Below are 26481 nucleotides of genomic sequence, written 5' to 3'. Positions count from 1 at the left end.
TCGGATCTGGCGGACCGTCTGGCGCCTTCCGGGTGAGGCCGGTACGACCACGGTTCCCCGGCCTCGTTGAACAGGCGATCGGTCCGGCGGCACGCCCGTACGCCTGTCGCGGACACCGACGAGGAGAGGTAGCGATTCATGAGCAACCGGAACACCGGCCTGGCCGTCGAGGCCGAGGGCCTGGTCCGGTCCTTCGGTTCGACCCGGGCACTCGACGGGCTGGACCTGCGGGTCCCCGCCGGCACCGTCTACGGCGTGCTGGGCCCGAACGGCGCCGGCAAGACCACCGCCGTACGGGTGCTGGCGACGCTGTTGCGCCCGGACGGCGGCACGGCCCGGGTCTTCGGGCACGACGTGGTGCGTGAGGCCGACGCGGTCCGCTCCCGGGTGAGCCTGACCGGCCAGTACGCCTCGCTGGACGAGGACCTGACCGGGGCGGAGAACCTGGTCCTGCTGGGCAGGCTGCTCGGGCTGGGCCGGGCGGGCGCCCGGGACCGGGCCGAGCGGCTGCTCGCCGCGTTCGGGCTGACCGAGGCGGCGGGACGGCAGGTGAAGAAGTACTCCGGCGGGATGCGGCGGCGCATCGACATCGCCGCGAGCATCCTGAACACGCCGGACCTGCTGTTCCTCGACGAGCCGACCACCGGCCTGGACCCGCGCAGCCGCAACCAGGTGTGGGCGATCGTACGGGCCGTGGTGGCGTACGGCACGACGGTGCTGCTGACCACGCAGTACCTGGACGAGGCGGACCAGCTCGCCGGCCGGATCGCTGTGGTCGACCACGGCCGGGTGATCGCGGAGGGCACCCCGGGCGAGCTGAAGTCGTCGGTCGGCGCGGGCAGCGTCCACATCCGGCTGCGCGATCCGGGGCGGCGGGCCGAGGCCGAGCAGGTGCTGCGGGCGTCGCTCGGCGTACCGGTGCAGCTCGCCGCCGATCCGGTGGCGCTGACCGCGCGCGTCGGCGAGCACGGCACCGACCTGGAGGCCGGCGCGCAGGCGGCGCGGGCGCTCGGCGAGCTGGCCGCCGCCGGCATCGTGGTGGACGACTTCTCCCTCGGCCAGCCCAGCCTGGACGAGGTCTTCCTGGCCCTGACCGACCACCCGGCCGTCCCGGCGGACGAGCGGGACGACGAACTGGAGGCGGCGCGATGAGCGACACCGCGATCACCACCGGGCGGGCGCCGTCCGTCTACGTGCCGTCCGCCGAGGCGCTGGCCACTGTGCTCGCCCCGGCCGAACGACCGGCCCGGCCCGGCCCGCTGTCGGCGTCGCTGACGTTCGGCTGGCGCGCGCTGCTGAAGATCAAGCACGTGCCGGAGCAGCTGTTCGACGTCACCGCGTTCCCGATCATCATGGTGCTGATGTTCACGTACCTGTTCGGTGGCGCGCTCGCCGACAGCCCGCGTGCGTACCTCCAGTTCTTCCTGCCCGGCATCATGGTCACGAGCGTCGTGATGATCACCATGTACACCGGGGTCGGGCTGAACAACGACATCGAGAAGGGCGTCTTCGACCGGATCCGTACGCTGCCGGTCTGGCGGCCGTCGGCGCTGGTCGGGATGATCTTCGGCGACGTGCTGCGTTACGTCCTGGCCGCCGTGGTCATCCTGACCGTGGGCGTGGTGCTCGGCTTCCGGCCCGACGGCGGGCTGCTCGGTGTGCTGGGCGCGATCGGGCTGCTGGTGGTCTTCTCGTTCGCGTTCTCCTGGGTGTGGACGTTCTTCGGCCTGGTGCTGCGCAGCGAGAAGTCGGTGATGGGGGTCAGCATGATGGTGCTGTTCCCGCTGACGTTCCTGAGCAACGTCTTCGTCGAACCCTCCACCATGCCCGGTTGGTTGCAGGCGTTCGTCAAGGCCAACCCGATCACCCAGTTGGTCACCTCGGTCCGCGCGGCGATGGCCGGTTCGATCGACGGCCCGAGCACCATGTGGATGATGCTCTGGAGCGCGTTCTTCCTGTTCGTGTTCGGCACGCTCACGATGTACCGCTACAACCGCCACTGACGCGACGGCGGTGGCGGGGCCGGCCGGCCCCGCCACCTCGGCGGTCAGAGCCGCCAGGGCACCGGCTCGGGTGGGCGGTACCGGCAGGCGCCCCCGGTGGTGACCGACTCGCGCAGGTGGGCGGCGAGCACCGGATGCCGCTCGTCGATGCGGCGCAGGGTGTCCCGGATCCGCCCGGTGACCGCCTTGCGCGCCCGTTCCGCCTGGTCACCGAGGCGCCGGGTGCGCCCGGCCAGCCCGGCGGCGGCCCGCAACTGGTCGAGCAGCGCGGCGCGCTCGGCGTCCAGCTCGGCCAGCCGCCGCCCGTCGTCGCGCGCCGCCGCCCGGTCGATCTCCTCGTCGAGCCGCCGCAGGTGCCGGTGGTAGCGGACCTTCGCCTCGTCGTCGAGCACCGGATCGGACCCGAGACGACGCGCGGCCACGAGTTCCGGACCGGCCGCCGGGTCGAGCAGTTCGACGGCGGGCACGTCGACGCCGGGCCGGCCCAGCAGCAGCCGCAGGTCGTGCAGCCCTTTGGCGTCGGGCAGGTGCACCACGACGCCGTCGTACGCGAGACGCCACACCGGCCCGTCCGGGCGGAACTCCGGCCCGGCCACACTCGCGCCCGCTCCGGGGTCGGGCGACCGCCCGTGGACGGCACCGGCCCGGAGCAGGCCCGACGCGGCCCGCCGGCCGGCCGGCGACGACGCGGCGACCAGGGCCGGAGCGCCCGCGCCGGACCGGAGCGCCACGGGTGCGACCATGGCGGACGCGGCCGGGGCGGGATCTGCCGCGCCCAGCCGGTCGACCACCTGGACCATGCCCAGCGCCCGCGCCTCGGCCACCGTCTCGGCACGTAGCCGCCGCGCCTCGGCGGCGTCGCCCGGCCCGTCGCGCCCGGCGAACGCGCCCACCAGCCCGGCCCGGGCCAGCACCGACCAGGGCCGGGCGCCCAGCCGGTCGGCGGCGTCCCAGGCCGCCGCGTAGCAGTCGACAGCGTCGTCCCACCGGTCCTCGGCCGCGTCCACAGCGCCCAGCCACAGGTCGACCGGGCCGACGATGTCGCAGCCGAACAACGCCGCCGCCCACTGCCCGCGGTGCGGGGCCAGGTCGGCGCGTACCGCCGCGCACCGCGCCGGGTCGCCGTCCACTGCCGCAGCCTGCGCCCGCAGGCGCAGCCACAACGGCGACACCGGCCGGGGGTACGCGGTTCCCGCGGCCTCGATCGCGGCGGTGAGCCGCAGCACCGTGGTCGCGTCGCCGCGCTCGGCCGCGGTGATCGCCCGGAGCAGCTCCACCTGCGGGTGCCCGGTGCCCACCCGGTCGAGCACCGCCTCGGCCTCGGCGAGGCGGCCGTACAGCAGCAGAATCGACCAGCGCACGTGGTGCGTCATGAAGGCGTGGTCGGAGTGCCCCGGCTCGCGGTAGCTCTCCGCCTCGGCGAAGCCCGCCTCGGCGGCGGCGAGGTCACCGTGGAAGGCGGCGATGATGGCGGTGTCCACGAGCGCCGCCACTCGCTGCCGGGCGACGTCGCCGCGTCGCGCGCCGGTCACGAACGCGCTCAGCTCGTGCCGGTAGTCCGGGTCGCTCAGCTCCAGCAACGCGACCCAGCGCAGCGCGGTGGCCCACAGCTCGGTCTCCCGGTCGCCGCCGCGGCGGGCCACCTCCCGGATCTCGGCGGTCACCACGGCCCGTTCCCGAGCGGTGCCGAGGCCCCACGTCGTGTCGTGGCGGGCCCACAGGCTGAAGGTGAGCGCCTCGTCGTCGCGGCCGTGCCGGGCGAGCGTCTCGGTGGCGGTGATCAGGTCGGTGACCAGCGCGCGTACCGGCCTTTCCGGGTCCGGCTCCGCGATCAACCGCCGGTACGCCTCCCGGACCAGCTCGGCGGCGTCGAGCCGGCGGCGGGTGGCGGAGTGCTGCCGGTGGGCGATGAGCGCCACCCGGGTCAGCACGCCGGGATCCGGCAGGTCCCGGGCCAGCGCGGCGGCCTCGGCCAGCAGCCGCTCCACCTCGGCCGGCGGGCCGGCGTGGTGCAGCAGCCCGGCCAGTTCCAGCAGCACCCGTACCCGCCGGCCGGGCTCGCCGGTCAGTTCGAGCGCACGCCGGTAGTGCCGTACCGACTCGTCGACGGCGATCCGGCCACCGGCGTCGCGGGCGGCGGCCAGCAGCAGGTCACCGGCGCGTGCCGGATCCAGGTCGGCGCCGGCCAGCCAGGCGTGCCGGGCCAGGTGGGCCGCGCTGAGCGCGCCGGCGAGCGCGCCCGATCGATCGACGGCCCGGACCACAGCCGCGTGCCGGGCCCGCCGGTCGTCCTCGGCCAGCCCGTCGTAGAGCGTCTCGCGGACCAGGTCGTGCACGAAGACGAACCGGCCGCCGTCGCGGGGCAGCACCAGCCGCGCCGCGGCGGCGCGGCCGAGCAGCCGGTCGACCTGCCCGGCCGGAGCGGGTACGCAGGCGGCGAGCGTCCGCCTGTCGAACTCGCGGCCGAGCACCGCCGCCACCGTGAGCGCCTCGACCACCGGGGCGGGCAGTTGGTCGAGCCGGCGGCGCACCACCTCCCGGACGCCCGGGGCGACGGTGTCGGTCAGGCCGTGGGTGTGCCAGAGCCGGGCGGTCTGCTCCACGAAGAACGGGTTCCCGCCGGTGCGCCGGTGCACCTCGTCGACGAGGCTCGCGGCCGGCTCCCGGCCGGCGACGCGGGCCATCAGCGCGGCCACCTCGGCCCGGCCCAGCCCGGACAGCGTGACAGTGGTGGCCTTCGCGGTCAGCGGCAGCAGCAGCCCTCGCAGCGGGTGCTCGCCGGATTCGACCTCGGCGTCCCGGTAGGTGCCGATCAGCAGCAGCCGCTCGAACCAGGCGTGCTGGGTGACGAACCGGAGCAGCCGCAGCGACGCCGGGTCGGCCCAGTGCAGGTCGTCGAGGACCACGGCGACCGGGCGGTGCTGGGCGACGGCGACCAGGGCGGCGGTCACCGCGTCGTGCCTGTCGAACTCGGCCCGGCCCTCGTCACCGGCGAGGACACCGTCGCCGCCGCCCGGATCGCCGTCGACGCCGTCCCCGGCCCGGACGGCGTCGCCGCCGGAAACCCTGTCGCCGTTCGGACCGCCGCCACCGGGGCCGGGCGATCCGGCGGCGGTGCGCTCGCCGAGCAGCGCCGCCAGCCCGGCGTCGGCGGCACCGGCGACGGCCGGGTCGTCGGCGGAGCGGGTCAGCCGGCGCAACACCTGCAGCCACGGCCAGTAGTCGGGGGCGGTGTCGGAGTCCCAGCAGGCGGCGCCGAGCACCAGCGCCCCGCCGCGGCGGGCCTCGTCGGCGGCGGCCGAGACCAGCGTGGTCTTGCCGATGCCCGGCTCGCCGCCGACCAGGACGAGGCCGCCGTGGCTGTCGACCAGCCGGGCCACCTCGGCACGCAACAGCCCAGCGGGATGCTCCCGCCCGATGATGTGTCGGCCGAACCCCGGCTCCATGACCTCACGACGCTAGTCGAGGGGTCCGACAAGGATTGTCGTTCAGACCCGCGCGTCGGTCACCACGTGCGAGCACGCCGGGCAGGCCGCCGGTCCCTGTTCGGCGAACCAGCGGCAGGTACGCCGGATCGCGCACTTCGGGAGCGCCTCCTCGGCGGGCGGGGCGACCTCGGCGTACGAGGCGGTGAGCCGGGCGCCCAGCCCGCAGTGCGAGCCGGTCCAGAAGCCACAGGACGAGGTGACGCACGGGCCGGCGAGCCGGGCCCGCGACTCGATCGGCTTCTCGGAGTCGCCGAGCCCGGCGAGCGCCACCTCGGCCGGTACGGCCGGGGTCACGTAGGCCACCCGGCCCGCCGGAGTGATCATGCCGAGGAACACCGTGGCGTTCGACGCCGGGGTGCTCGGGCACATCCGCTCCGGCGTGCCGGCCGGCGGGGCGGTGTCGGTCACCGCTGGATCCAGAACCCGATGTCGTTGATCTTCTGCCCGAGCTCGTCGGCGAGCGGTCCGTCGATCACCCAGAGCCCCTTCCATTCGCCGCGCAGCTTGATGTTGCCGTGACCGAGGGTCAGCGGGTTGGTCAGCCTGGCATCGGCGGTACGCAGGGCGGCCAGGCCGGCCTTCTGGATCTCCGCGGCGATCACGTTGTGCTGCTCGGGGCTCAGGTCGACGCCGTCGACCACGAAGCGGAACTCGTTGCGGGCCATGTGCTTCCTCCGGTCACTCGTACGATTCGGTACCCAGCCCGCGACGCAGGCTGGTGCGGGTGAAGGCCGCCCAGCCGACGTGCGAGGCGGCGGGTGTGCGCTGTCCGGTGCGGGCGAGCACCCGGGCGCCGTGCTCCGCCCAGCGGTCGGCGGTCGCCGCCGCGTCGCCCCACAGTTCGCGGCAGGCGGCGACAGCGAAGGCGACCTGTTCCGGCGACCCGGTGAACCCGGCGGGTCCGTCGGCGACCCGGATCGTGCCGTCCGGGCGGACCCGCACGCTCGGGAAGTGGTGGTGCAGGCTGGCCAGTGTGGCCAGGTGGGTGGTGTCCCGCCGGCCGGCGGCGAAGCCGGCGCGCAGCTCGTCGTCGCGGCGGTACCGGATCGCGTGCAGGACCAGCGCGTCGCCGGCCGCCTCGATCCGGGCTACCACCTGCACCGGCACGCTCCACGCCGACGGTGAGTTCGCCGACCAGAACGCGAGCCAGGCGGCGAGCCGGGCGTGGAAGTCGTCCTGGACGGCGACCGCTGGCGCGGATCCGTCGGGCGCGCGCAGCGCGGCGGTGGCGATGCGGTCCCGGGAGACGAGCGGCGCCGCGGCGCGGCCCGGGGCGGCCGCGGCGCCGGTGGTGGAGGCGACGGTCAGGCCGGTCAGTGTGACCGCCGAGGCCGCCGCAGCGCCGGCGAGCAGTCGCCGGCGGTTGAGCGGGTGTCCGTTGTCGTTCATCGTCGGCCCTTCGTCGACGGCAGTGGCCCGACGCTATCGACCGGAACAGATCAGTTAAACACCCTGCGTGACGGGAGATTGACAGGAATCCCACGGATTCCCGGCGGCGTGAACGACGGTTCCTGTGCCGCGTTCACGTGGCGGTGGAGGGGAACCGTTCGTGTCCGAGTACGGCGAGCAGCCGCAGCTTCTCCTCGTCCTCGCTGCGCGGCGCGGCGGTGAGCACCAGCAGCGCCTGCGACTGGTCCTCGGTGAACAGCACCTGGCAGTCCAGCTCGATCGGCCCGAGTTCCGGGTGGATCAGTGTCTTGTGGTCGGCGAAGCGTTGCGCCACCTCGTGCCGCTCCCACAGCTCGGCGAACTCCCGGCTGGCGGCACAGAGCGCCCGCACCAGCTCGCCCGCGCGGGACCGGGGTCCCATCGACCCGTACGCGGCACGCAGGTTGGCGACCTGGGCCCGGCTCTGCCGGTCGCGGTCCTCCACCGGGTAGCGCTCCCGCTCGGCGAGGTCGGTGAACCAGCGGTACACCTCGCTGCGGGCGAGCCCGGTGTGGCCGGAGCGGTCCCCGAGCAGCGCGGCCGCCAGCTGGTTCTGCGCCAGCGTCTCGCCGAGGTCGGACAGGATGAGCGCCGGTGTGTCGGACAGCCGGTCCAGCACCCGCAGCAGCGCCGGCGCGACGTGGCCGGTGGTGGCGACGGTCTCGGGCGGGCTGTGCCCGGCGACCCGGAACAGGTAGGCGCGTTCGTGCGCGCTGAGCCGCAGCGCCCGGGCCAGCTCGCCGAGCATGTACGGGCTCGGCTGCGGGCCGCGCCGCTGCTCCAGCCGGGTGTAGTAGTCCGTGGACATGGCGGCGAGCGACGCGACCTCCTCCCGCCGCAGGCCGGGTGCCCGGCGGCGGGCGCCCTCGGGCAGCCCGACGTCGCCGGGGCGCAGCGTCTCCCGGCGGCGGCGCAGGAATTCGGCCAGGGCTTGGCGGTCCATGATCCGAGTATCCGCCGTACGCCGCCGGGAACCAGGGATCCGCGATCCCCCGATCCGGGATCTCTTCACCCGCGCCGCCGCGCACCGCAGGCTTGGCGCATGGACATCTCCGGAAACACGATCTTCATTCCCGGCGCCACCAGCGGAATCGGCCTGGCCCTGGCGCTCGCCCTGCGGGACCGGGGCAACACGGTGATCGTCGGAGGCCGGCGTACCGGGTTGCTCGACGAGATCGCCGCCGCGAACCCCGGCCTGGACACCGTCACGATCGACACCGCCGACCCGGCGAGCATCGCCGCCGCCGCCGACCGGGTGCTGGCCCGGCACCCGGACCTCAACGTCCTCGTGACGATGGCGGGCGTGATGCGGATCGAGGACTGGCGCTCGCCGGACACCTTCCTCGCCTCGGCCGAGGAGGTGGTGACCACGAACGTGCTCGGCCCGATCCGGCTGATCGCCGCGTTCGTCGAGCACCTGCGGCAGCGCGACGACGCCACCATCCTCACCGTCTCCTCCGGCCTGGCGTTCGTGCCGCTGCGGGTCACGCCGAGCTACAACGCCTCCAAGGCGGCGATGCACATGCTCAGCGAGTCGATCCGGCTGAACCTGGCCGGCACCGGCGTACGGGTGCTGGAACTGGTACCGCCCGCGGTGCGCACCGAACTCCTGCCCGGCCACGACACAAACGAGACGGCGATGCCGCTGGACGAGTTCGTGTCCGAGGTGATGTCGCTGCTGGAGGCGCAGCCGGACGCGACGGAGATCCAGGTCGAGCGGGTGAAGTTCCTTCGTCACGCCGAGGCGCGTGGGGACTACGACAAGGTCGTGGCCGCGATCAACGCGGCCGACCCGCACGCGTCCACCCCTTGATATCGATAGACGGCTATCTATAGGCTTGCGGCGTTCCGCTCACCCCCCATCCCAAGGAGTGTGAACCATGCGTCAGCCCAAGCTGTCCCGGATCCTCGCCACCCTCGCGGCCGCGACACTGGCAGCGCTCGGCGCGGTAGCCGTCAACCCGGCTCCGGCCTCCGCCGCCGTCCGCAACGTCTGCTACAACATCAGCCAGGCCGGCCCGTTCGCCAACACGGCGGTGCAGGCGGCGGCGATCTGGAACAACTACACCAACAACATCAACATGGCGCAGTGCGGGTCCAACCTGCGGATCACCTACACCTACGGCGGCGGCTCGTACGCCCAGCGCACCAGCCTCGGCAACGGCCGCGTGGTGATCGACTACAACCAGGCCCAGCAGTACTCGGCACTGCGCATCATGACGCACGAGATCGGCCACATCCTCGGCCTGCCGGACAACTACAACGGCAACTGCGCCATCCTGATGTCCGGCGGCAGCGCCGGCACGAGCTGCACCAACCCGTACCCCAGCTCCGCCGAGGCCTCCCGGGTCGACTCGCTGTTCGGCTTCGCGGCCCGCAGCGCGACGCCCGCCCAGGTCTTCACCGGCAGCTGGCCGGCCGCCGCGACGGTGGGCGCCCAGCGCTGACGGCACGGTGACGACGGGGTCGGCGGGTCACCGCCGGCCCCGTCCGCGCGTCCCGCGCCGTCCCGCCGCCTTGTCCGGCCTCCCGGCCGCCGCCTTCTCCGGCTTGCGGCCACCCGCGCGCCGGCCGGACGCGGCGTCGTCGGCGAGCGCCGCGGCGCGGTCGCTCAGTTCCTCGACCCGCTCGCGGAGCCGGCGCACCGCCCCGGCGTCTCCGTCCAGCCCGGACACCTCGTCGAGCAGGCCGACGTAGTCGGCGGCCAGCCGCCGGTAGGCCGGGGCGACCGGCCCCGCGCGCCCGTCCAGGTCGATGATCTGCTGGGCGAGGACCGCTGTGGCGGCGCCGAGCGCGGCCCGCTCGTCGGCGCGCGCGTCCCGCCCGGCCCGCCGCGCGTCGGCCAGCCGGCCCGCCCGCCGGCCGCCGAACCAGAGCACCGCCGCACCGGCGACGACCCCGGCCACCGCGCCGCCGGCCAGCAGATACCGGGGCAGCGACGGGCTGATGGTACGAGCACCGTCCGGCACCAGACCGGCCCGGACCAGCCGGTCGTAGTTGAGCACGATCACCTTGAGCGCCTCGACCGGCCGGTCCACGAACGCGTCCACGCCCCTGCCGATGGTGGTCTCGGTGACCACGGCCCGGCCGAGGTCACCGCCGAGGCGGGAACAGCCGTAGGTGTCCCAGTCCTCGCCGTCGCGGCTCATCGCCAGCACCAGCGTGCCCTGGGCGGCGCGCTCGGTGTCGGCGCACGCCTCGCGCAGATCGGCGCCCGGTTCCATGATGAGCACCACCAGCCGCCGGTTGCCGATGACCCGTTCGGCGGCGGCCCGGTCCAGGTCCACGCCGGGGGCCGCGTAGACAGACGAGCCGCGCACCTGCCGGGCGACCGGCCCGTCCAGGATGCCACCGGTCCACAGCGCCCAGCCGGCCAGCGCCAGGCAGGCGAGCGCCGCCCGGCCGAACGCGGTGCCGATCAGGCGGCCGAGCAGCCGGCGCGGACCGGTCGCCGCCACGCCACGAGGGGCCACCGCCCGCCCGGGCCGGTTCGCGACGCGGCTCACGACAGCCTCGCCCGCAGGTAGACGTCCGGCCGGTAGCCGGGCATCCGGACGTCCCGGGCCACGTCGTCCAGCTCGGCCGCCGCGTCGGCCAGCAGTCCGCGTACGTGCCGGTCGGGCAGCCCCTCGTCGAGCGCGGCCCGGGCCGCCCGCAACCGGCCCACGCCCCGGACCAGCGCCGGATCGCTGCGTGCGTCGGTGAGCAGCGACAACTCCACCGCCAACGCGGAGAGCCCGGCCAGCCGGGCCGTCGTGCCGGCGGGACCCACGTCGGCCGGGCTGCCGCCGGACCCCCGCACGGTACGGATGGACAGCACCACGAAACCCGCCACGCAAACGGCGAAGAGCCAGGGCAGCGCCGGCAACGCCACCCGCAGCGGGTCGAACGGCCGGTACGGCAGCGGACGATCGAACAGCCCCGCGTACCGCACGTCGGTGACCTGGGCCAGGAAGGTGCCGAGCACGTTCTGCTGGGGGTAGGCGTACCGGCCGATCCGCCCGCCGAACTGGGCGTAGAAGCTCGCGGTGGCCACCTCGGCGAACTCCGCCGCGTCCGGACCGTGGTACTCGATCCAGTCGCCGTACATCACCACCAGCGGCTGGTCCGGGGCGAGCCGGTGCAGCGCCGGCCCGTACGCGGGCAGCGGCTCCCCGTACGGCTGGGCGGGCAGCACCACGAACCAGGCCCCGTCCGGGAACGCGGTGCCCGCGGCCTTCTCCGGCAGCCGGGCCAGCGTGGCGCCGGGGCCCACGTACCGGCCGGTGGCCCGCAGCGCGGCGACCACCGGAGCCAGCTCCGGGCCGGCCGGTTCGCGCCAGCGCAGGTCGTCGCGATCCGGCGGGAGGGGCTGTTCGTGCAGCGTGGCCAGCAGCGTGAGCAGCGGGCCGGTCACGTCGCGGGTGGCGAACCGGGCCCGCCAGCCCGGCACGTCGTCCGGCGAGGCCACGTAGATGCCGCCGCTGACCTCGGTGCCGACGATCCGGATCTCGGCGTTCTCCACGTCCTTCACCCGCCGGCGTTCGGCCTCGTCCAGACCGGGCGGGGCGACCAGGATGCGGGTGCCCCGGTCACCGATGGCGGCCCGGACCCGCTGCTCGTCCCAGCGCGCGACCGCACCCGGCAGCCGGACCACCGGGTCGGCCGCCACCAGCGCGGTCATCTCCTCGACCGAGGGCACGCTCGCGTCGCTCAGCTCCCCGGCCGAGCCCTCGGGCAACGCGGCGCTCGACGGGGAACGCCCGTAACTGACCTCCACGCTCTGCCGCTGCGCCACCAGGAACACCACGAGCACCGCCGCCGCGGCGGCCAGCAGCGACCAGCGCAGCAGCTCCCGGCGTACCCCGGTCATCGCCCGGCCCGCCACAGCTCGTCGGCGCGGCGGGCGTGCTCGGCCGCCGCGCGGGCCGCGTCGGCGCCGCCGCCCCCGGCGGCGAGCAGCTCGGCGCGGGTCAGCAGCCGCTCGGCCTCCGGCACGGCCACCGGGGCGGCGTCCCGGCTGACCGTGGCGTCGTGGATCGCCGCCCGCGCCGACGACCAGGCGACCCGCCGGCCGTCGGCCCGGGCGCGACGCCGGGGCAGCAGAACGGCGAGGAAACCGGCGGCCACCGCCACCAGGCCCCCGCCCAGCCAGGGCAGCACGCTCGCGGTCATGATCCATGTCTAACGCACCGGCGCCAGCGCCGCGCGCCGAGGCGGCGGTGCGGCGCCTACGACGACGAACGGCCCTCGTTGAAGCCCTCCATGAACCCGCCCGCGAACCCGGAGACGACACACCCCGCACAGCACAGGATCACCAGCAGCGCCGGCACCGTCACCCAGAGGACGACCGCCCACCTGCTCATCCCCTCGCTCGGCTGCTCCACGTACGCCGGCGGATAGTACGGCTGCTGCTGGTACGGCTGCTGCTGGTACGGCTGGTGCTGGTACGGATCCTGCTGGTAGGGGTCGTGAGGATGCATCCGGCCATCGTGCCCACCGCCCGGAAAAGCCGGAAGACCCGAACGGTCCGCCGATGATGCCGCGACGGCCCCTCGTCACGCCCGGTGCGCATCGAGGTGGGTCAGCACCGTCTGGTTGGCCTCCCAACCGTCCGGGAACTTCACCGGCACGTCCAGGTGCACCCGCTCGGTCGACGGGTACGCGTCGAGCAGCTCACCGATCCCGGCCCGCGCCACCACCACACAGGCGTGCCGGTGCCGCGACGCGAGCACGCAGAGCCGCCCCGACTCCAGGTGGAACGCCGTGGCGTCACGCCGGCCGGAGAGCGGGTGCAGCACGATCGTCACGTCGTACTCCCGGCCCTGGAGCCGGTTGGCGGTGTCCACGGTGATGCCCGCCCCGGCCGCGCCCAGCCGGGACCGGATGGCCGCGACCTGGTCGCGGTGCGCGGCCCCGACGGCGATCCGGTCCGCGGTGACCGGCGCCCCACCCGGCGCGGCCTCGCTCACCGCGACCGCGCCGCGCGCCAGCACCCGCAGCGCCAGCTCCGCGCAGGCCGCAGCGGCCTCGGCGTCGGTACGCACGGTGTGCCGGGCCGGCAGTTCGTGCAACGCCCAGCCGGTCGCGGCGGCCACCTCGACCGACGCGTCGTAGGCGTCACCCGTGCCCGGCTCGGTGAACGTCAGCGCCCGGTCGGCCGGCCCGGTCCCGGCGCGGAACCCGGTGAACGGGTAGAACGCGGCGGACACCACAGGCGCCGCCGAGTCGGGCAGCCGCCACGACACCGGCAGCCGGTGCACCGGCAGCTCCGGGTTGTGGCGCAGCAGCGTGGCCACCGCCGACTGCATCGGGTCCCAGGTCAGACCGGTCCAGCGGAACGTCTCCACGGTGCTGAACGGATCGAGCTGCCCCGGGTCACCGACGAACAGCGCCCGCTCGAACCGTCCCGCCACACGCAGCAGCGCGTCCGCGCGCATCTGGTACGCCTCGTCCACGATCGCCCACGGCCAGCTGCCCTCGGTGACAGTGGCCCACTTCGCCGCCGTACCGATGGTGACCGCCGGACCGCCCAGGTCGGCGACCTTCGCCGCGACCCGGACCGCCGGATGGGCGGTGACCCGCTCGGTGGGCCGGTAGTCGGTCGCGGAGAGCCGCCCGACGCGCAGCTCCGGCGCCTTCCGGCCGAGCCGGTCGATGAGGTCGTCCACCTGCTCGTTGGTCTGCGCCACGATCATCAGCGGGTCGCCGGTGGCGGCCGTCTCGATCGCGGCGCGGACCACGAGGGTCGACTTCCCCGCGCCGGGTGGCGAGTCCACGACGACGCCGCGGTGCGTGCCGTCGCGCAGATCCCGCAGCACACGCTGGATCACCTGCTCGGCTTCGTGCAAGGAAGGGCCCCCTTTTAACGTCTCCGGTAGAGGCGGGGCCTCTTCTTAACACGTGCCACCTGGGCGCGGCTCCGGCACCTGCGCTTCGGGTCGTACCGTCGAGGGCTCGCGGTGTCCGCGAGCGGGCGCCTACGGCTTGCGGGCGAGCAGTCCGACGAAGGTGTGGTAGGTGTCGGTCTGCTGCGGGGCGGGCGCGTCCGGGTCCGGACGCCACTCCGCCAGCGGCACCAGGCCCGGCTCCAGCACCGTCAGCCCATCGGCGAAGGCAAGGATCTCCTCGTCGGTACGCCAGCGGCCGGTGCCGAGCGACTCGTTGAACACCCGCTCGACCTCGCGGGCCTTGCGGGAACCCTCCGGATCCCGCTCGCCCGGGTCACGGAAGTGCGAGATGGCGACGTAACTGCCGGACGGCAGCGCGTCGATCAGCGCCGCCGCCACGGATCGCGGATCCTCGTCGTCGCCGATGTGGTGCAGGATCGCGAACAGCAGCAGACCGATCGGACGGTCGAAGTCGAGGAACCGGCGGACGTCCGGATCGTTGAGGATCTCCTCCGGCTCCCGGATGTCGGCCTGGATCACCGTCGCGGTGCCCTCCGCCGCGAGCAGCGCCCGCCCGTGCGCCAGGACGATCGGGTCGTTGTCCACGTACACGACCCGGGCGGCCGGGTTGTGCTCGATGGCGACCTCGTGCACGTTGCCCTGGGTGGGCAGGCCAGACCCGATGTCGAGGAACTGGTCGATGCCCGCCTCGGTGACGAGATGGCGGATCACCCGGCGCAGGAAGGCGCGGTTCGCCTGGCCGGCGGCCGGCCCGTCCGGCGTGATCTGCAGGGCGTGCTCGGCGACCTTCCGGTCGACCTCGAAGTTGTCCTTGCCGCCCAGGAAGTAGTCGTAGACCCGGGCCACGCTGGGAATGGTGACGTCGATTCCGGGCGGTGCGGCCTTGTCGCGGGTCACAGGCGTCTCCAGGCTCCGTGGACGGTTCCGGGCGTTTTCGGGGAGTGTAGCGACCGTACAGGGTGGATGGTCGCCCGGTTTGGGATCGCTCCCAGCGGACCGGCCCGTCACCAGGACGAACGCCAATCGACACGCCGAAGCAGCATCGGAGTCAGCGCAGCTCCGTTGCCCCGCACAGCCCGCCGTGACCATCGCGCAATCGGCAGCGCTCACCGTCGGACAGCCGCACATCGCACCAGAGCCGGTACCGCACGTGCTGGGCGTCCTCCTCGCTGAGCGTCGTCTCACCGAAGTCGACCGCATCCAGATGCCCGAGCGAACGGGCGAGCGCGGTGGCCAACTCGGCGGCGGCGTCGCGGCACGTCAGCGTGGTCGGCAGGTGAATGATCCAGCGCGGCTCACTCATCGTGGCCGCGTCGCCGGCAGCCGTTGTGGCGGGACTGCCACTGCCGCAGCGCCTGGCGGACCCGTTCCGACTCTGTGCGCGCCGTGGTCAACTCCCGGTGCAGCCGGTCGATCTCGTCGGCGACCCGGCACAGGTAGTCGTGCACCTGCGTCGGGTCCAACCCACGCCAGCGGGTGTCGAACACCGCGCTGCGCACCTGGTACGCCTGCACCCGCTCCCCGGTCACGTAGATCACGACGCCACCATCGCAACCGCCACGGCCTCGTCGGGCAGCCCGGCCGCGGTGAGCGTCGCCCTCCCCCACCGGGCCAGCCGGCAGGGGTACGGGACGCGCTCGCTGCGGCACAGCGGCCCCTGCGGCCAGTGCTCGGGCACGTGTACGCGCACCGCAAGCGCGGCGACGAGCAGATCCTCGTCGGTGACGGGGATGAGGACGGGGAAGTCGGCGAGTACGGGGGACATCGGCAGGCGCCTCCGGGTCGGGTCTCGTGGAGTGGCGCCGGGGCGGGCGGGGACGGCGGAAGCCGCGATCGGGGATGCGGTGCCGCCGGAGCCCAGCACCCGCCCCGGGCCATGAGCCGACCTTCAGTCCTTCTCAGCAGGCGGCGCATGCCCTGTTGATCGTGGCCGCCATGCGTCCAACACATACGGTCAGTAATCGAGACAAAACAGTCGATGATATGCACGGTGCGTATACCGGGCCGCTCCGCAACGGGTTGAATGACTAGGCTCGACTTCGGACACAGGTTCTCCGCGAACGGCGAGGTTGCCGGTGACACCTGCGAACTGCCCCCGCTGCGGCGGCCGCCTGGCACGCGACAACGGCACGGGACGCTGCGCGCCCTGTCAGGCCGCCGAACGTGACCGCCTCAGCACGCCGCCCGCCGTACCCGATTCGTTCTGGGACCATGAGCCGGTACGGACGGCGCTGGCCGGGCGGCACCTCGGGCGGGTGATCCGTGCGTACCGGCACCACCCGTACCACGGGCGGAGCCCTCTGCCGCAGAGCGTCGTCGCCGGGTGGCTGGGAATCACACAGGCGCAGTTGAGCCGGATCGAGAACGGGCCTGCCCAGGTGCATCTCGACCGGCTGACGCATTGGGCGACAGTGCTCCGCATCCCGCCGAAATCGCTCTGGTTCGCAGTCGGTCCGGGCTCCCCGACGAGCGCCCGGGCAGACGCAGCACCGGACCTGGGACGGCGAACACTCTTGGCCGGCATCGCGGCGGTGTCGGCGGGAGCCGGACTGGTCGGCGTCGGTGAGGAACCCCGGCCCCGCCGCATCGGCAGTGCGGACGTGTCTCGGCTGAACGCGGTGCTGGAGCTCTATCGGTCAGTCGACTACGAATGCGGCGGTGGCCTGCTCTATCGGGAGGTAGCCCGGTTCGCGGAGTCGGTGTACCGCATGCTCGACTGGTCGCATTCGGCCGGATTGACACCGCGCCTGGTCGCGGCGGTAGCGGCGGCTCGTCAACTGGCGGGCTGGACCGCGCTCGACGCAGGCCGGCACGCCGACGCCCAACGGCATTTCGCTGCCGGCGAGCGGGCGGCAACAACCGCTGACGATGCTCAGCTAGCGGCCCTGATTCGATACTCGCAGGCCAAGCAGCTACAACACCTTCGGCACAACCAGGACGCCCTAGCCGCTCTGCGTCTGGCCCACTCGGAGCTGGGATCGCGGGCAACCCCGGGGGTGAGGGCGCTGCTCTGGGGCGCGGAGGCTGCCTCGACAGCCGCGCTCGGCGACCACAGCAACGCGCTCACCCTTCTCGGTCGGGCCAGTGATCAGTTCGAGCGTGTGGATCCCGAGCGTGAGCCGGCGTGGATGGCCTTCTACGACCGCGGTGAACTGCTCGCCCAGTACGGTCGCGTGTACCGCGACATGGCCCGGCAGTCCAGAACGCAGGCGACGCAGGCCGTACGGAGCGTCGAGGAAGCGATCGTCGCCTTCGGACCGGCGAACGTCCGCAGCATGGTCCTGAACGAGGTCGGCTTGTGCAGCGCGTTCTTCCTCGCCGATGAGCCCGAGCGGGCGGTCACTGTCGGCATGCGCGTGGTGGAACAGTCACGTGCCTTGAGTTCCAGTCGAGTGGTCGACCGAGTAGTCAATCTGCGTCGCGACCTCGGACGGCACCGTCACCTTCCGGTCGTCGCCGAATTCGAACGGACGCTCATCGCACGAGCTGCGGCCGCGATATGAGTGGCCGGTTCTCGGAAGAGGCGATGACCCGAGCCATGCGGGAGATCGCCGGCAAGCTTGAGGTGCCGGCCGAGAATGCCCAGCTCCTGCGGCTGACAAACAACGCCGTGTTCGCGCTGCCGGACTCCGGGCTTGTCATCCGGATCGCACGAACGCACCGACTCAGAGACCGAGTGCGGAAGGTCGTTCAACTGGCGCGATGGTTCGCCGAGTTGGACGCGCCGACGATCCGGCTGGTGCCGGGCGTGACACAGCCGGTCGAAGTCGGCGACTTGGTGGCCTCGGTGTGGACCTATGTGCCAGCCACCGCACCTGTTCCAACTGTGGATGACCTCGGCTCGGCACTGCGGCGATTTCATACGCTTGGACCTCCGCCTTTCCCGTTGCCAGCCTGGGACCCGATCGGGGACGCACGTCGACGCCTGGCGGATGCCGACGGGCTGAGCACCGAGGACCACGACTATCTGGTGGAGTGGTGCGACCGCTTGGAGCCACCTGTCGCCGACCTGCGGCAGCGTGCACCACACTCGCTCATCCACGGGGATGCCCACGTCGGCAACCTGCTACGGGATGCATCAGGTCGCATCCTGCTCTGCGACTTCGACGCCACCTGCCTCGGGCCGTGGCAGGTGGACCTGGCCGCGGTCGCTGTGGGCGAGGCCCGCTTCGGCAAGACCGGGGCGCATCGTGCGCTCGCCGAAGCGTACGGATATGACGTGACGTCCGACCGCGACTGGCCACTACTGCGGGAAGCCCGCGAGCTCAAGATGATCGCCGCTGCCACGCCGCTTCTCACAAGCTCATCGAGGGTTGCGGCCGAATTCTCCAACCGCTTGACGTCAATTGCAAAGGGCGTGAACGGTCTACGTTGGAGACCATTCGCTGATCTCGTCTGAGCCCTCGATGAGCGACCGCTGGCCGATGAGATCCTGTGCTCGTGCGGGAGCATCTACGACTACGCCACCAGACCGCAGCAGAGGCCGAGGGATTGGTGGGCCAGCTTGTGGACGTGTACCTCGACGCGCACGCCGCCGACGGTCCGCGCTACACGGCTGAGCGGTACGAACGGCAGCTCGCGGCACACATGCCCCGGCAGGGTTGGGAGCTGGTGTCGGCCCGCGTCGAAGACGAGTTGGTCGGCTACGTCTACGGCTTCCCGCTCGCAGCCGATACGTCCTGGTGGAGCGGCATCCACGAGCCGGTGCCGGAGGGCTTCACTGACGAGAACGGGCACCGGACTTTCGCAGTCTGCGAACTGCTGGTGCGGCGATCGTGGCAGCGCCGGGGTATCGCGCGGGCGCTCCACGACCGGCTGCTGAGCACTCGGCGAGAAGAGAGGGCCACACTGCTCGTACGCCCCGACAACACTGCCGCCCAGCAGGCGTATGACTCCTGGGGTTGGCAACCGGCCGGGTGGCTCCAGCCGACGCGGGCAGGGGCACCGCTGTTCGAGGTCCGCATCAAAGCCATCGCGTCGAGCCGGTGATGGGCAACGCGTCGACCTTCACCTCCAGGTGTCGATGATCTGACAGGCGGAGGGACAAAGCTCCTGACACCTACCGCACCAGCTTCCGCCTGGCGTTCATCGCGGCTAGCTTGCCCTCGTGGGGGATCTTGAGAAGGGCATCTACGAGCACCTGATCACGGAAAAGCTGGCGACGCGGCTCAGACACATCGACAACGCCCTGGTCCGGGACGCGAAGCTGGATGCCGCCGACGCGCATGATGTCCTGGCCCGGCACATCGCGGGACTGGCCCGGCGCGCACTTCTCGGCGTCGGCGGCGGGGAGAACAAGCTGGCGCGTCAGGTCGACCTGGCGAACCGTATCGCCGCGCACATCGCTCAGGCCGAGCCGCGCGCCGTCACCGCCGACGACCAGGTGGCGGACGCTCAACGTCTGCTTCACGCCATCGCGGCACCACCCACCCCGCCGGCCGCACCGGTCTTCCCGATCCGCCCGTCGACGCCGCTCTCCACCGGCGCGCTCCTGGTGAACGGCCGACACCAGCCACGCATCGGCCACGAGGTCAGCCACGAGATGGCGTCGGCAGACGAGGTGGACCTGCTCTGCGCCTTCATCAAGTGGCACGGTCTGCGCATCATCGAGCCGGCCATCACCGACCTGATCGCCAGGGGTGGCCGGGTACGGGTCATCACGACGACGTACATGGGTGCCACCGACCAGCGGGCGATCGACCGGCTCGCCGAGTTGGGCGCCGAGATCAAGGTGTCCTACGAGACGCGGACCACCCGTCTGCACGCCAAGGCGTGGCTGTTCCGGCGGAGCAACGGCACCACCACCGCGTACGTCGGCTCGTCGAACCTGTCCAGGGCCGCGCTCGTCGACGGCGTGGAGTGGAACGTCCGCATCTCGAACCTCGAGCAGCCGCACGTCATAGACACGTTCGAGGCGACGTTCGCCGACTACTGGCACGACTCGGCGTTCGAGCCGTACGACCCGGCAACGGACTCCGAGCGCCTGCGCGTCGCGTTGCGCGGTGAACGCGCCGACGACGCACCGACCGAGATCGCGAACCTGGACGTGCGGCCGTTCCCGTACCAGCAGGAGGTTCTTGACGACCTGGACGCCGAGCGTCTGGTGCACGGTCGCTGGCGCAACCTGGTGGTGATGGCGACCGGCACCGGAAAGACGGTGGTGGCGGCGCTCGACTACCGCCGGCTGCGGCGGGCCGGTCATGTCGACTCATTGCTCTTCGTCGCGCACCAGGAGCAGATCCTGCGGCAGAGCCGGTCGGTGTTCCGCCAGGTCATGGGCAACGGCACGTTCGGTGAGACGCTGGTCAAAGGCGACCGGCCGCAGGGATGGAAGCACGTCTTCGCGTCGATCCAGTCGCTGTACCGGCAGGAGATCGCCCCCGAGGCGTACGACATGGTGATCGTCGACGAGTTCCACCACGCCGAGGCACCGACGTACACGGCGTTGCTGGAGCGGCTTCGACCGCGCGTACTCCTGGGTCTGACCGCTACCCCCGAGCGCAGCGACGGCGCCGACGTGCGCCGGTGGTTCGACGGTCGCGCGTCGGTGGAGTTGCACCTGTGGGAAGCCCTCGAACGACAATTGCTGGCACCGTTCCAATACTTCGGGCTGCACGACGACGTGGACCTGGCGCGGGTGCGGTGGAAGCGCGGACAGGGGTACGACAAGGGGGACCTCGACGGCGTCTACACCGGCAACCATGCGCGGGCGCGGCTCATCCTGCACGCGGTCCGGCGCATCGCTGATGTCGGACGGATGCGCGCGCTCGGCTTCTGCGTGAGCATCGGGCACGCGGAGTTCATGGCCGACTGGTTCACCCGGCACGGTGTGCCGGCGGCGTCCGTGACATCAAGAGTCAACCGGCCAGAGCAGCACGCGCTGATCGACCGCTTCCGCAAGCGCGAGCTGAAGGCGCTCTTCACAGTCGACCTGTTCAACGAGGGCGTCGACCTGCCGATGGTCGACACCATTCTCATGCTGCGCCCCACCGAGAGCGCCACCATCTTCCTCCAGCAGCTCGGCCGGGGCCTGCGGCTCGACGACGACAAGCCGTGCCTGACGGTGCTCGACTTCATCGGCGGGCAGCACGCGAACTTCCGGTTCGACCTGCGCTGGCGGGCGCTCGCCGGGGTCAGCCGCCGGACGGTCGAGACCGCCGTCCGGGAGGACTTCCCCTCGCTGCCCAGCGGCTGCCACATCGAGCTGGACCGGGTGGCGAAGGAGATCGTGCTCGCCAATCTCAAGTCGGCGCTGCCGACGTCGAAGAACGCGCTGGTGGCGGAACTCCGGCAGCTCGGTGACGTGAGCCTGTCCGACTTCCTGCGCGAGACCGGCCTGGAGATCGAGGACGTCTACCGGTCGGCGAGCGTCGGTGGCTGGGCCGGACTGCGGCGCCTCGCCGGACTCGACCCGGCCGAAGGCGGCCCCGACGACAGCGACCTGGGCCGGTCGATCGGCCGGATGCTCCACACCGACGATGTCGATCGACTGGACTTGATCGCCCGGGTCGCCGCCGGCCAGCGCCCCGCCGCGGGGCGACTGTTCGACATGCTGCATTTCAGCCTGTGGGGGCCATCGGTGCCGCTGACCGAACGCGACGCCCGGCTCCGGCGGCTGTGGGCGGAGCCGGAGCGCTGCGCCGAGCTGCGGCAGGTCGCCGACGTGCTGCGCGACCGCATCCACCGGGTCACCGAGCGGCCAGCAGCCGGCCGGGTCCCTCTGCGGGTGCACGCCCGCTACAGCCGTAACGAGGCGTGCGCGGCATTCGGCATGACGAACCCGGGCTCGCTGCGCGAGGGCGTGAAGTGGCTGCCGGACGAGCGCGCGGATCTGTTCTTCGTCACGCTCGTGAAGTCGGAGGAGCACTACTCCCCCACCACCATGTACGCCGACCGCGCCATCACCGACCGGCTCTTCCAGTGGGAGTCGCAGAGCACCACTTCGTCGGGCTCGGCCACTGGTCAGCGGTACGTCAACCACGTCGCGCAGGGCTCGACGGTGCACCTGTTCGTCCGCGAGACAAAGATCGCCGACCGTGACCTGGGCGCACCGCCGTACCTGTACGCCGGCCCGATGACGTACCAGGAGCACACCGGTGACCGGCCGATGCGCATCCTCTGGGAATTGCGGCATCCGCTCCCCGCCGACATGTACGCCGCCGCCCGGGCGATCGCCGCCTGATATCCGATAGGCGCGGAAAGAGCACCGCGCCGGGGCGGACGTGCCGGTCACACCGGGGCGGCGTCGGCCGTCTCGGGTGCCGCGTGCCGGCCGCCACCGTTGCGCCGTTCGTCACCATGCCCCGGCCACCACGCCTTGTGACCGATCAGCCCGGTCAGCGCCGGTACGAAGAACATCGACATGACGAACGCGGACAGCACGATCCCGATCGCCACCGCGAAGCCCATCTGCTGGAGGAACGAGATCGGCGCGAGCATCAGCACCCCGAACGTGCCGGCCAGGATCAGCCCGGCCGCGGCGACCGTCGGGCCGGCGTGTTCCACCCCGATCGCGGCGGCGCGGTGCGGTTCGTGGCCCTCGCGTGCCTCCTCGCGTAGCCGGGCGATCATCAGGATGTTGTAGTCGGTGCCGATCGCCACCACGAACAGGTAGAGGATGATCGGCAACTGGAACGTGACGCCGGGATTGCCCTGGAGCCCCTGGAACACGTACACGGTCGCGCCGAGCGTGGCGGCGAAGTTGAGCAGCACCGCGATCACCAGGTAGACCGGCGCGACGAGGCTGCGCAGCAGCAACGCGAGGATGAGCGCGATCAGGGCGGCGGCGACCGGAAGGATGACCGACAGGTCCCTGTTGTTCGCCGAGTTGATGTCCGCGAAGATCGCGGTGGTGCCGCCGACCAGTGCCTTTGTGCCGGGCGGAGCCGCCTCGTGCACCGCGTCCCGCAGGTCGTCGCGCACCAGCGTGATCGCCTCGTTGGACATCGGGTTCTCGTCCAGCAGCAGGTTGATCCGCGCGACGCTCGGGTCGGTGGCGCTGCGCTCCGGTGGCTGTGCCCGCCCGACGCCCGGTGCCCGCGCCGACGCGGCGGCGAAGTCGTTCACCTGCTGCTCGGTGAGCGGGGTGCCGTTGCCGGTGGTCAGGTAGACCTCGGTGGGCGCGAGCGCCCCGGCGGCGAACCCGCGCTGGAGGTCCGTGGCGGCTCGCGCCGACTCGGTGTCCTGCGGGAAGCCGGCGCCGAAGTCGTAGTCGGCCTTGTAGCCGAGCACCCCGGCGGCGAGCGCGACGAGCAGCGCGCCGGAGGCCGCGGCGACGACCGCCGGGCGGCGGCCGACGGCGGCGCCGAGCCGCCGGGACAGGGTCGCCTTCGGTACGCGCTGCCACGCCTTCGACGGCCAGAACACCCACCGGCCGAGCAGCGACACGAGCGCCGGGATCAGCGTCAGCGAGGTGACGAGCATGACGCCGACGGCGATGGCGAGCGCCGGGCCGAGCGAGCCGAAGAAGCCGAGCGAGGCGAGCAGCAGCACCAGGAACGCCACGATCACCGCACCGGCGGCGGACGTGATGACCTCGCCGACCCGCTGCACCGTGACGACCATCGCGGTGCGCTTGTCGTCACCGGCGCGTAGCCGTTCCCGGTAGCGGAACAGCAGGAACAGGATGTAGTCGGTGCCGATGCCGAACAGCACGATCAGCAGGATGGTCTGCAGGTCCTGGCTGACGTTGAGGTCGAACGCCTTGCCGGCGGCGGCGACCAGCCCGGTGGTGACGGACATGACGACGCTGATCACCACCACGGGCAGCAGCGCGGCGATCGGGCTGCGGAAGATGATCAGGATCAGCCCGATGATCAAGACGATGGTGGCGATGCCGACGACGGCGAAGGCGTCGTTGAACGTGTCCTCGTTGTCCACGAAGCTCGCCACGTCGCCGGCCACCCCGGCGGTCAGGCCGCTGCCGGCCAGGTCCGGCCCGAGGGCGGTGCGCAGGGCGCGTACCGCGTCGAGCAGGCCCGGGTCGTCGGGGCTGTCGGCGTCGAGACCGACGGTGACCACCTGCACCGACCTGTCCGGCGCGACCGCCTGCGGGCCGGTCAGGTAGCCGGAGGTCTGCGGGATGTTCCGGGCCTTGAGCGCGGTAGCGAGTTGCCCCACGCGCGCCTCGTCGGCCGGGGTCAGCGGCTTGCCGTCGCCGCGCTTGACGACGACCGTGGCGGTGGCGGTGGCCGCCTGCGGGAACGACTTCGCCCCCAGCTCGGTGGCCTGCACCGACTCGTAGGAGCGCGGCAGGAAGCTCTCCTGGTCGGCGGAGGTGATGTCGCTCAGTGACGGGCTCGCGGCGATGATCGCGATCGCGGCGACGACCCAGCCACCGATCACCCACCATGCCTTGCCCACGACGAATCTGCCCAGGCGCTCGAACATCGTTTCCCCCGTGTGTTCGGCTGTGTCACGCCTGATACTACGCTGCGTGAGCGATCCCTTTCGGACGGCTCGCGAACTTTCGTCGATGATCCGGGTGGCGCAGGATCGGCTGATGAGCATGCGGATGCCCGGTCCCGGAGTGCTGAGCGCGTGGTTGGCGGCGACCATGCCGGCTCCGCTGGTCTTCTTCGAGTGGACCCACAGGTGGGAGGAGGACCAGCCGGTCTCCACCGCGCTGTGGTGGCCCGTGCTCGCGTCACCGGTACTCGCCGCCGTGCTGGCGGCCCGGCAGCCCTCACGCCCCGGCCCGGCCGTCGGCGTGTCCACGCTGGCCGCCACCGCGCTGCTCGCCGTGGCGCTGGCGTTCTTCCGGTGGGTGGTCCCGCTGACCGGCGAGGCCCGCTGGGGGCGGGCGCTGCTCGGCGGCGCGGCGCTCGCGGTGGCCGGGTCGCTGATCGGGTACGCCGCTCGCGGCCGTCTCCGCGTCCGGGAGCGTCCGGCGGCGCGGCTACGTGATCGGCGGGCTCGCCGTCGTGTTCGGCGCGCTGCTGGCGCCGACGGCGCGCGTCCCTCACGCCGGCGGAAGTGTCGTAGGCGGCTCGTAGCCTGGCGCGGTCATCGACGACCCCGGGAGGCGACGTGCTCGACCACCTGTCCATAGCGGTGCGCGACCTGGCGGCCAGCGGCGCCTTCTACGACGCCGTGCTCGCCCCGCTGGGCGCTCGCCGGCTGATGGAGCCCGGCCCGATCGGCTACGGCGTCGACGCGCCCGACTTCTGGGTCGAGCCCGCGCCGTCAGGTGCCATGCCGGTGCCTGTGCACATCGCGTTCACCGCCGGCGACCGTGCCACCGTGCGCGCGTTCCACGACGCGGCTGTGGCGGCCGGCGCGGAGGTGCTGCACGCGCCGAAGGAGTGGCCGGAATACCACGCCACCTACTACGGCGCGTTCGTCCGCGACCCGGACGGCAACAACGTCGAGGCGGTCTGCCACCGCCCGGAGTGAGTCGCTTGCGTCCGGGAGTCAGGATGGGCCGGTGGAGATCGAACCGGTCGAGCACGCTCCGGTACGCGCCATCCGCCGGGCCTGGCTGGCCCAGCGCTGGCACGACCTCGCCTTCCTGCACTGGGCGGTCCCGCCGGAACGGGTGGCACCGCTGCTGCCCGCCGGCACCCGGCCTGACACGTTCGACGGGCTCACCTACGTCGGGCTGATCGGGTTCCAGATGGTCGGGGTGGGTCTCGGCCGCGGCCCGGGTGTGCCCTACTTCGGCACGTTCTGGGAGACGAACGTACGGCTCTACTCGGTCGACAGCTCGGGGCGGCGGGCTGTCGTGTTCCGCTCGCTGGACGCGTCCCGGCTGGTGCCGGTGCTGGTGGCCCAGCTGAGCCTGCGCCTGCCGTACAAGTGGTCGGCGATGCGGCTGGACCGCTCCGGCGACACGCTCACCTACCGCTGCCGTCGCCGCTGGCCCGGTCCGGCTGGTGCGACAAACCGGATGACGGTGCGCGTCGGCGCACCGATCCCCGAGCCGACGCCGCTGGAGCACTTCCTCACCGCCCGCTGGGGCCTGCACACCCGCGCGTACGGCCGCACCCTGCACCTGCCGAACTGGCATCCACAGTGGCCGCTGCACCGCGCCGAACTGCTGCACCTGGACGACGAGCTGGTCACGGCCGGCGGCCTGCCCGCACCCGACGGACCCCCGATGAGCGTGCTCTACTCCCCCGGCGTACCAGTCGTCTTCGGCGGCCCCACCTCGGCTGGGTGACCCCGCCGGCACGGGAGGCGGACCGACGGGCCGGGGGCGCGGGCTCAGCGCAGCGGGTCGTGGGTGCCGTGCGGGACGTCGTGGCGGCACCGGCGGACCCGGTCGGCAGCCATCCGGCCGCCCACCGCCAGCCCGTACCGCTCCACGGCGGCGAGCCCGTACGCGCTGCACGTCGGCGTGTAGCGACAGGTTCCCGGCCAGCGGTGCGACAGCCAGCGCCGGTAACCGAGGATGGCGGCCCGGCCGGCCCGGTCCACGGCGGGCCGCCGGACGACGCCCGCCGTCACCGAGCCGAGGGTGAGCAGGGTCGAGAAGATGCCCAGGTCGCAGCAGGTCAGCGCCTCACAGTCGAACGCGTCGCAGTCACAGCCGCGGTTCTTCTTCTTGTGGTGTCGCCTCCGGAAGATCACCACGTCATGATGCGACACCCTCGCCACTGTCGATGAGGCGACCGGACCGGGTCCGGTGTGATCGGGTCGGCGGGCGGCCGGCAACCTAGCGTCGACGGCGTC

The 26481-nt window shown here is 72.7% G+C and carries 27 protein-coding genes; 11 read left to right on the top strand and 16 right to left on the bottom strand.

Annotation, left to right across the window (positions count from 1 at the left end; genetic code table 11):
- Positions 1–138 precede the first annotated feature (138 nt).
- On the top strand, positions 139–1152 hold the full coding sequence (locus AB0B20_RS00250) for an ATP-binding cassette domain-containing protein (RefSeq protein ID WP_357386042.1): 1014 nt from the start codon (positions 139–141) through the stop codon (positions 1150–1152).
- Positions 1149–2003, top strand: coding sequence for an ABC transporter permease (locus AB0B20_RS00245; RefSeq protein ID WP_357466861.1), 855 nt, complete (start codon positions 1149–1151; stop codon positions 2001–2003). Before AB0B20_RS00250 ends, AB0B20_RS00245 begins: the two co-directional genes overlap by 4 nt.
- 44 nt (positions 2004–2047) lie before the next feature.
- On the opposite strand, the gene AB0B20_RS00240 is transcribed toward AB0B20_RS00245, so the two are convergent.
- The 5 genes from AB0B20_RS00240 to AB0B20_RS00220 all read right to left on the bottom strand — a co-directional run bounded on the left by AB0B20_RS00240 (position 2048) and on the right by AB0B20_RS00220 (position 7862).
- Entirely contained in the window at positions 2048–5449 is a 3402-nt protein-coding gene (locus AB0B20_RS00240) for an AAA family ATPase (protein WP_357466857.1), read from the bottom strand.
- Positions 5450–5491: 42 nt separating this feature from the next.
- Positions 5492–5899 carry a hypothetical protein gene (locus AB0B20_RS00235; RefSeq protein ID WP_357386048.1) on the bottom strand — a complete coding sequence of 136 codons (408 nt, stop codon included), beginning with the start codon at positions 5897–5899 and terminating at the stop codon, positions 5492–5494.
- Positions 5896–6156 (bottom strand): hypothetical protein, encoded by a 261-nt coding sequence (locus AB0B20_RS00230; RefSeq protein ID WP_357386050.1) that lies wholly within the window; start codon positions 6154–6156, stop codon positions 5896–5898. The genes AB0B20_RS00235 and AB0B20_RS00230 overlap by 4 nt, the downstream gene beginning before the upstream one ends.
- A gap of 13 nt (positions 6157–6169) precedes the next feature.
- Complete coding sequence (locus AB0B20_RS00225; protein WP_357466853.1) at positions 6170–6880, bottom strand: hypothetical protein; 711 nt, start codon at positions 6878–6880, stop codon at positions 6170–6172.
- 133 nt (positions 6881–7013) lie between these two features.
- Positions 7014–7862, bottom strand: coding sequence for a helix-turn-helix transcriptional regulator (locus tag AB0B20_RS00220; protein ID WP_357386054.1), 849 nt, complete (start codon positions 7860–7862; stop codon positions 7014–7016).
- Between the two features lie 99 nt (positions 7863–7961).
- Here AB0B20_RS00220 and AB0B20_RS00215 point away from each other — a divergent pair, with 99 nt between their 5' ends.
- Both AB0B20_RS00215 and AB0B20_RS00210 read left to right on the top strand, forming a co-directional pair.
- A complete protein-coding gene (locus tag AB0B20_RS00215) occupies positions 7962–8732 on the top strand; it encodes an SDR family NAD(P)-dependent oxidoreductase (RefSeq protein ID WP_357466848.1) in 771 nt (256 codons plus the stop codon).
- A 67-nt stretch (positions 8733–8799) separates the two neighbouring features.
- Positions 8800–9366, top strand: a complete 567-nt coding sequence (locus AB0B20_RS00210; RefSeq protein WP_357386058.1) for a snapalysin family zinc-dependent metalloprotease — start codon at positions 8800–8802, stop codon at positions 9364–9366.
- A 27-nt stretch (positions 9367–9393) separates the two neighbouring features.
- Here AB0B20_RS00210 and AB0B20_RS00205 read toward each other — a convergent pair whose 3' ends face one another.
- From AB0B20_RS00205 to AB0B20_RS00165, 9 genes are all read right to left on the bottom strand, one after another.
- Positions 9394–10425, bottom strand: coding sequence for a hypothetical protein (locus AB0B20_RS00205; RefSeq protein WP_357386060.1), 1032 nt, complete (start codon positions 10423–10425; stop codon positions 9394–9396).
- On the bottom strand, positions 10422–11771 hold the full coding sequence (locus AB0B20_RS00200) for a hypothetical protein (protein WP_357466843.1): 1350 nt from the start codon (positions 11769–11771) through the stop codon (positions 10422–10424). Before AB0B20_RS00200 ends, AB0B20_RS00205 begins: the two co-directional genes overlap by 4 nt.
- Entirely contained in the window at positions 11768–12073 is a 306-nt protein-coding gene (locus AB0B20_RS00195; RefSeq protein WP_357386064.1) for a DUF6403 family protein, read from the bottom strand. The genes AB0B20_RS00200 and AB0B20_RS00195 overlap by 4 nt, the downstream gene beginning before the upstream one ends.
- A 56-nt stretch (positions 12074–12129) precedes the next feature.
- On the bottom strand, positions 12130–12381 hold the full coding sequence (locus tag AB0B20_RS00190) for a hypothetical protein (protein WP_357466840.1): 252 nt from the start codon (positions 12379–12381) through the stop codon (positions 12130–12132).
- Positions 12382–12456: 75 nt separating this feature from the next.
- Positions 12457–13749 (bottom strand): AAA family ATPase, encoded by a 1293-nt coding sequence (locus tag AB0B20_RS00185; protein ID WP_357386068.1) that lies wholly within the window; start codon positions 13747–13749, stop codon positions 12457–12459.
- 129 nt (positions 13750–13878) lie between these two features.
- Positions 13879–14706 carry an SAM-dependent methyltransferase gene (locus AB0B20_RS00180; RefSeq protein ID WP_357466837.1) on the bottom strand — a complete coding sequence of 276 codons (828 nt, stop codon included), beginning with the start codon at positions 14704–14706 and terminating at the stop codon, positions 13879–13881.
- Positions 14707–14857: 151 nt separating this feature from the next.
- Positions 14858–15112, bottom strand: coding sequence for a hypothetical protein (locus tag AB0B20_RS00175; protein WP_357386076.1), 255 nt, complete (start codon positions 15110–15112; stop codon positions 14858–14860).
- Complete coding sequence (locus AB0B20_RS00170; protein WP_357386078.1) at positions 15105–15347, bottom strand: DivIVA domain-containing protein; 243 nt, start codon at positions 15345–15347, stop codon at positions 15105–15107. Before AB0B20_RS00170 ends, AB0B20_RS00175 begins: the two co-directional genes overlap by 8 nt.
- Positions 15344–15574, bottom strand: coding sequence for a hypothetical protein (locus AB0B20_RS00165; RefSeq protein WP_357386080.1), 231 nt, complete (start codon positions 15572–15574; stop codon positions 15344–15346). Before AB0B20_RS00165 ends, AB0B20_RS00170 begins: the two co-directional genes overlap by 4 nt.
- Before the next feature lie 310 nt (positions 15575–15884).
- On the opposite strand from AB0B20_RS00165, the gene AB0B20_RS00160 reads away from it, so the two are divergent.
- From AB0B20_RS00160 to AB0B20_RS00145, 4 genes are all read left to right on the top strand, one after another.
- A complete protein-coding gene (locus AB0B20_RS00160; protein ID WP_357466833.1) occupies positions 15885–17312 on the top strand; it encodes a helix-turn-helix transcriptional regulator in 1428 nt (475 codons plus the stop codon).
- On the top strand, positions 17309–18208 hold the full coding sequence (locus AB0B20_RS00155; protein ID WP_357386084.1) for an aminoglycoside phosphotransferase family protein: 900 nt from the start codon (positions 17309–17311) through the stop codon (positions 18206–18208). Before AB0B20_RS00160 ends, AB0B20_RS00155 begins: the two co-directional genes overlap by 4 nt.
- Before the next feature lie 41 nt (positions 18209–18249).
- Positions 18250–18798, top strand: a complete 549-nt coding sequence (locus AB0B20_RS00150) for a GNAT family N-acetyltransferase (RefSeq protein WP_357466830.1) — start codon at positions 18250–18252, stop codon at positions 18796–18798.
- 118 nt (positions 18799–18916) lie between these two features.
- Complete coding sequence (locus AB0B20_RS00145) at positions 18917–21991, top strand: DUF3427 domain-containing protein (protein ID WP_357466827.1); 3075 nt, start codon at positions 18917–18919, stop codon at positions 21989–21991.
- Positions 21992–22038: 47 nt separating this feature from the next.
- Here the strand turns inward: AB0B20_RS00145 and AB0B20_RS00140 are convergent, their stop codons facing one another.
- Positions 22039–24198 carry an MMPL family transporter gene (locus AB0B20_RS00140; protein WP_357466823.1) on the bottom strand — a complete coding sequence of 720 codons (2160 nt, stop codon included), beginning with the start codon at positions 24196–24198 and terminating at the stop codon, positions 22039–22041.
- 112 nt (positions 24199–24310) lie between these two features.
- Between AB0B20_RS00140 and AB0B20_RS00135 the strand changes: the two genes are divergently transcribed.
- Genes AB0B20_RS00135 through AB0B20_RS00125 form a run of 3 tightly spaced genes read left to right on the top strand, consistent with a single transcriptional unit; the run spans position 24311 to position 25969 of the window.
- A complete protein-coding gene (locus AB0B20_RS00135; RefSeq protein WP_357466820.1) occupies positions 24311–24859 on the top strand; it encodes a hypothetical protein in 549 nt (182 codons plus the stop codon).
- Entirely contained in the window at positions 24838–25203 is a 366-nt protein-coding gene (locus AB0B20_RS00130) for a VOC family protein (RefSeq protein WP_357466817.1), read from the top strand. Before AB0B20_RS00135 ends, AB0B20_RS00130 begins: the two co-directional genes overlap by 22 nt.
- 31 nt (positions 25204–25234) lie before the next feature.
- The gene (locus AB0B20_RS00125; RefSeq protein WP_357466813.1) at positions 25235–25969 is read left to right on the top strand and encodes a DUF2071 domain-containing protein; all 735 of its coding nucleotides are present in this window, start codon (positions 25235–25237) and stop codon (positions 25967–25969) included.
- Between the two features lie 44 nt (positions 25970–26013).
- Here the strand turns inward: AB0B20_RS00125 and yidD are convergent, their stop codons facing one another.
- Positions 26014–26379, bottom strand: a complete 366-nt coding sequence (gene yidD / locus AB0B20_RS00120) for a membrane protein insertion efficiency factor YidD (RefSeq protein WP_357466810.1) — start codon at positions 26377–26379, stop codon at positions 26014–26016.
- Between the last annotated feature and the right edge of the window lie 102 nt (positions 26380–26481).

It is taken from the genome of Micromonospora sp. NPDC049151 (assembly GCF_040648395.1).
GTDB lineage: Bacteria > Actinomycetota > Actinomycetes > Mycobacteriales > Micromonosporaceae > Micromonospora.
Note: the sequence above shows the minus strand (reverse complement) of the source record. Positions and strands in the feature narration are given on the sequence as shown.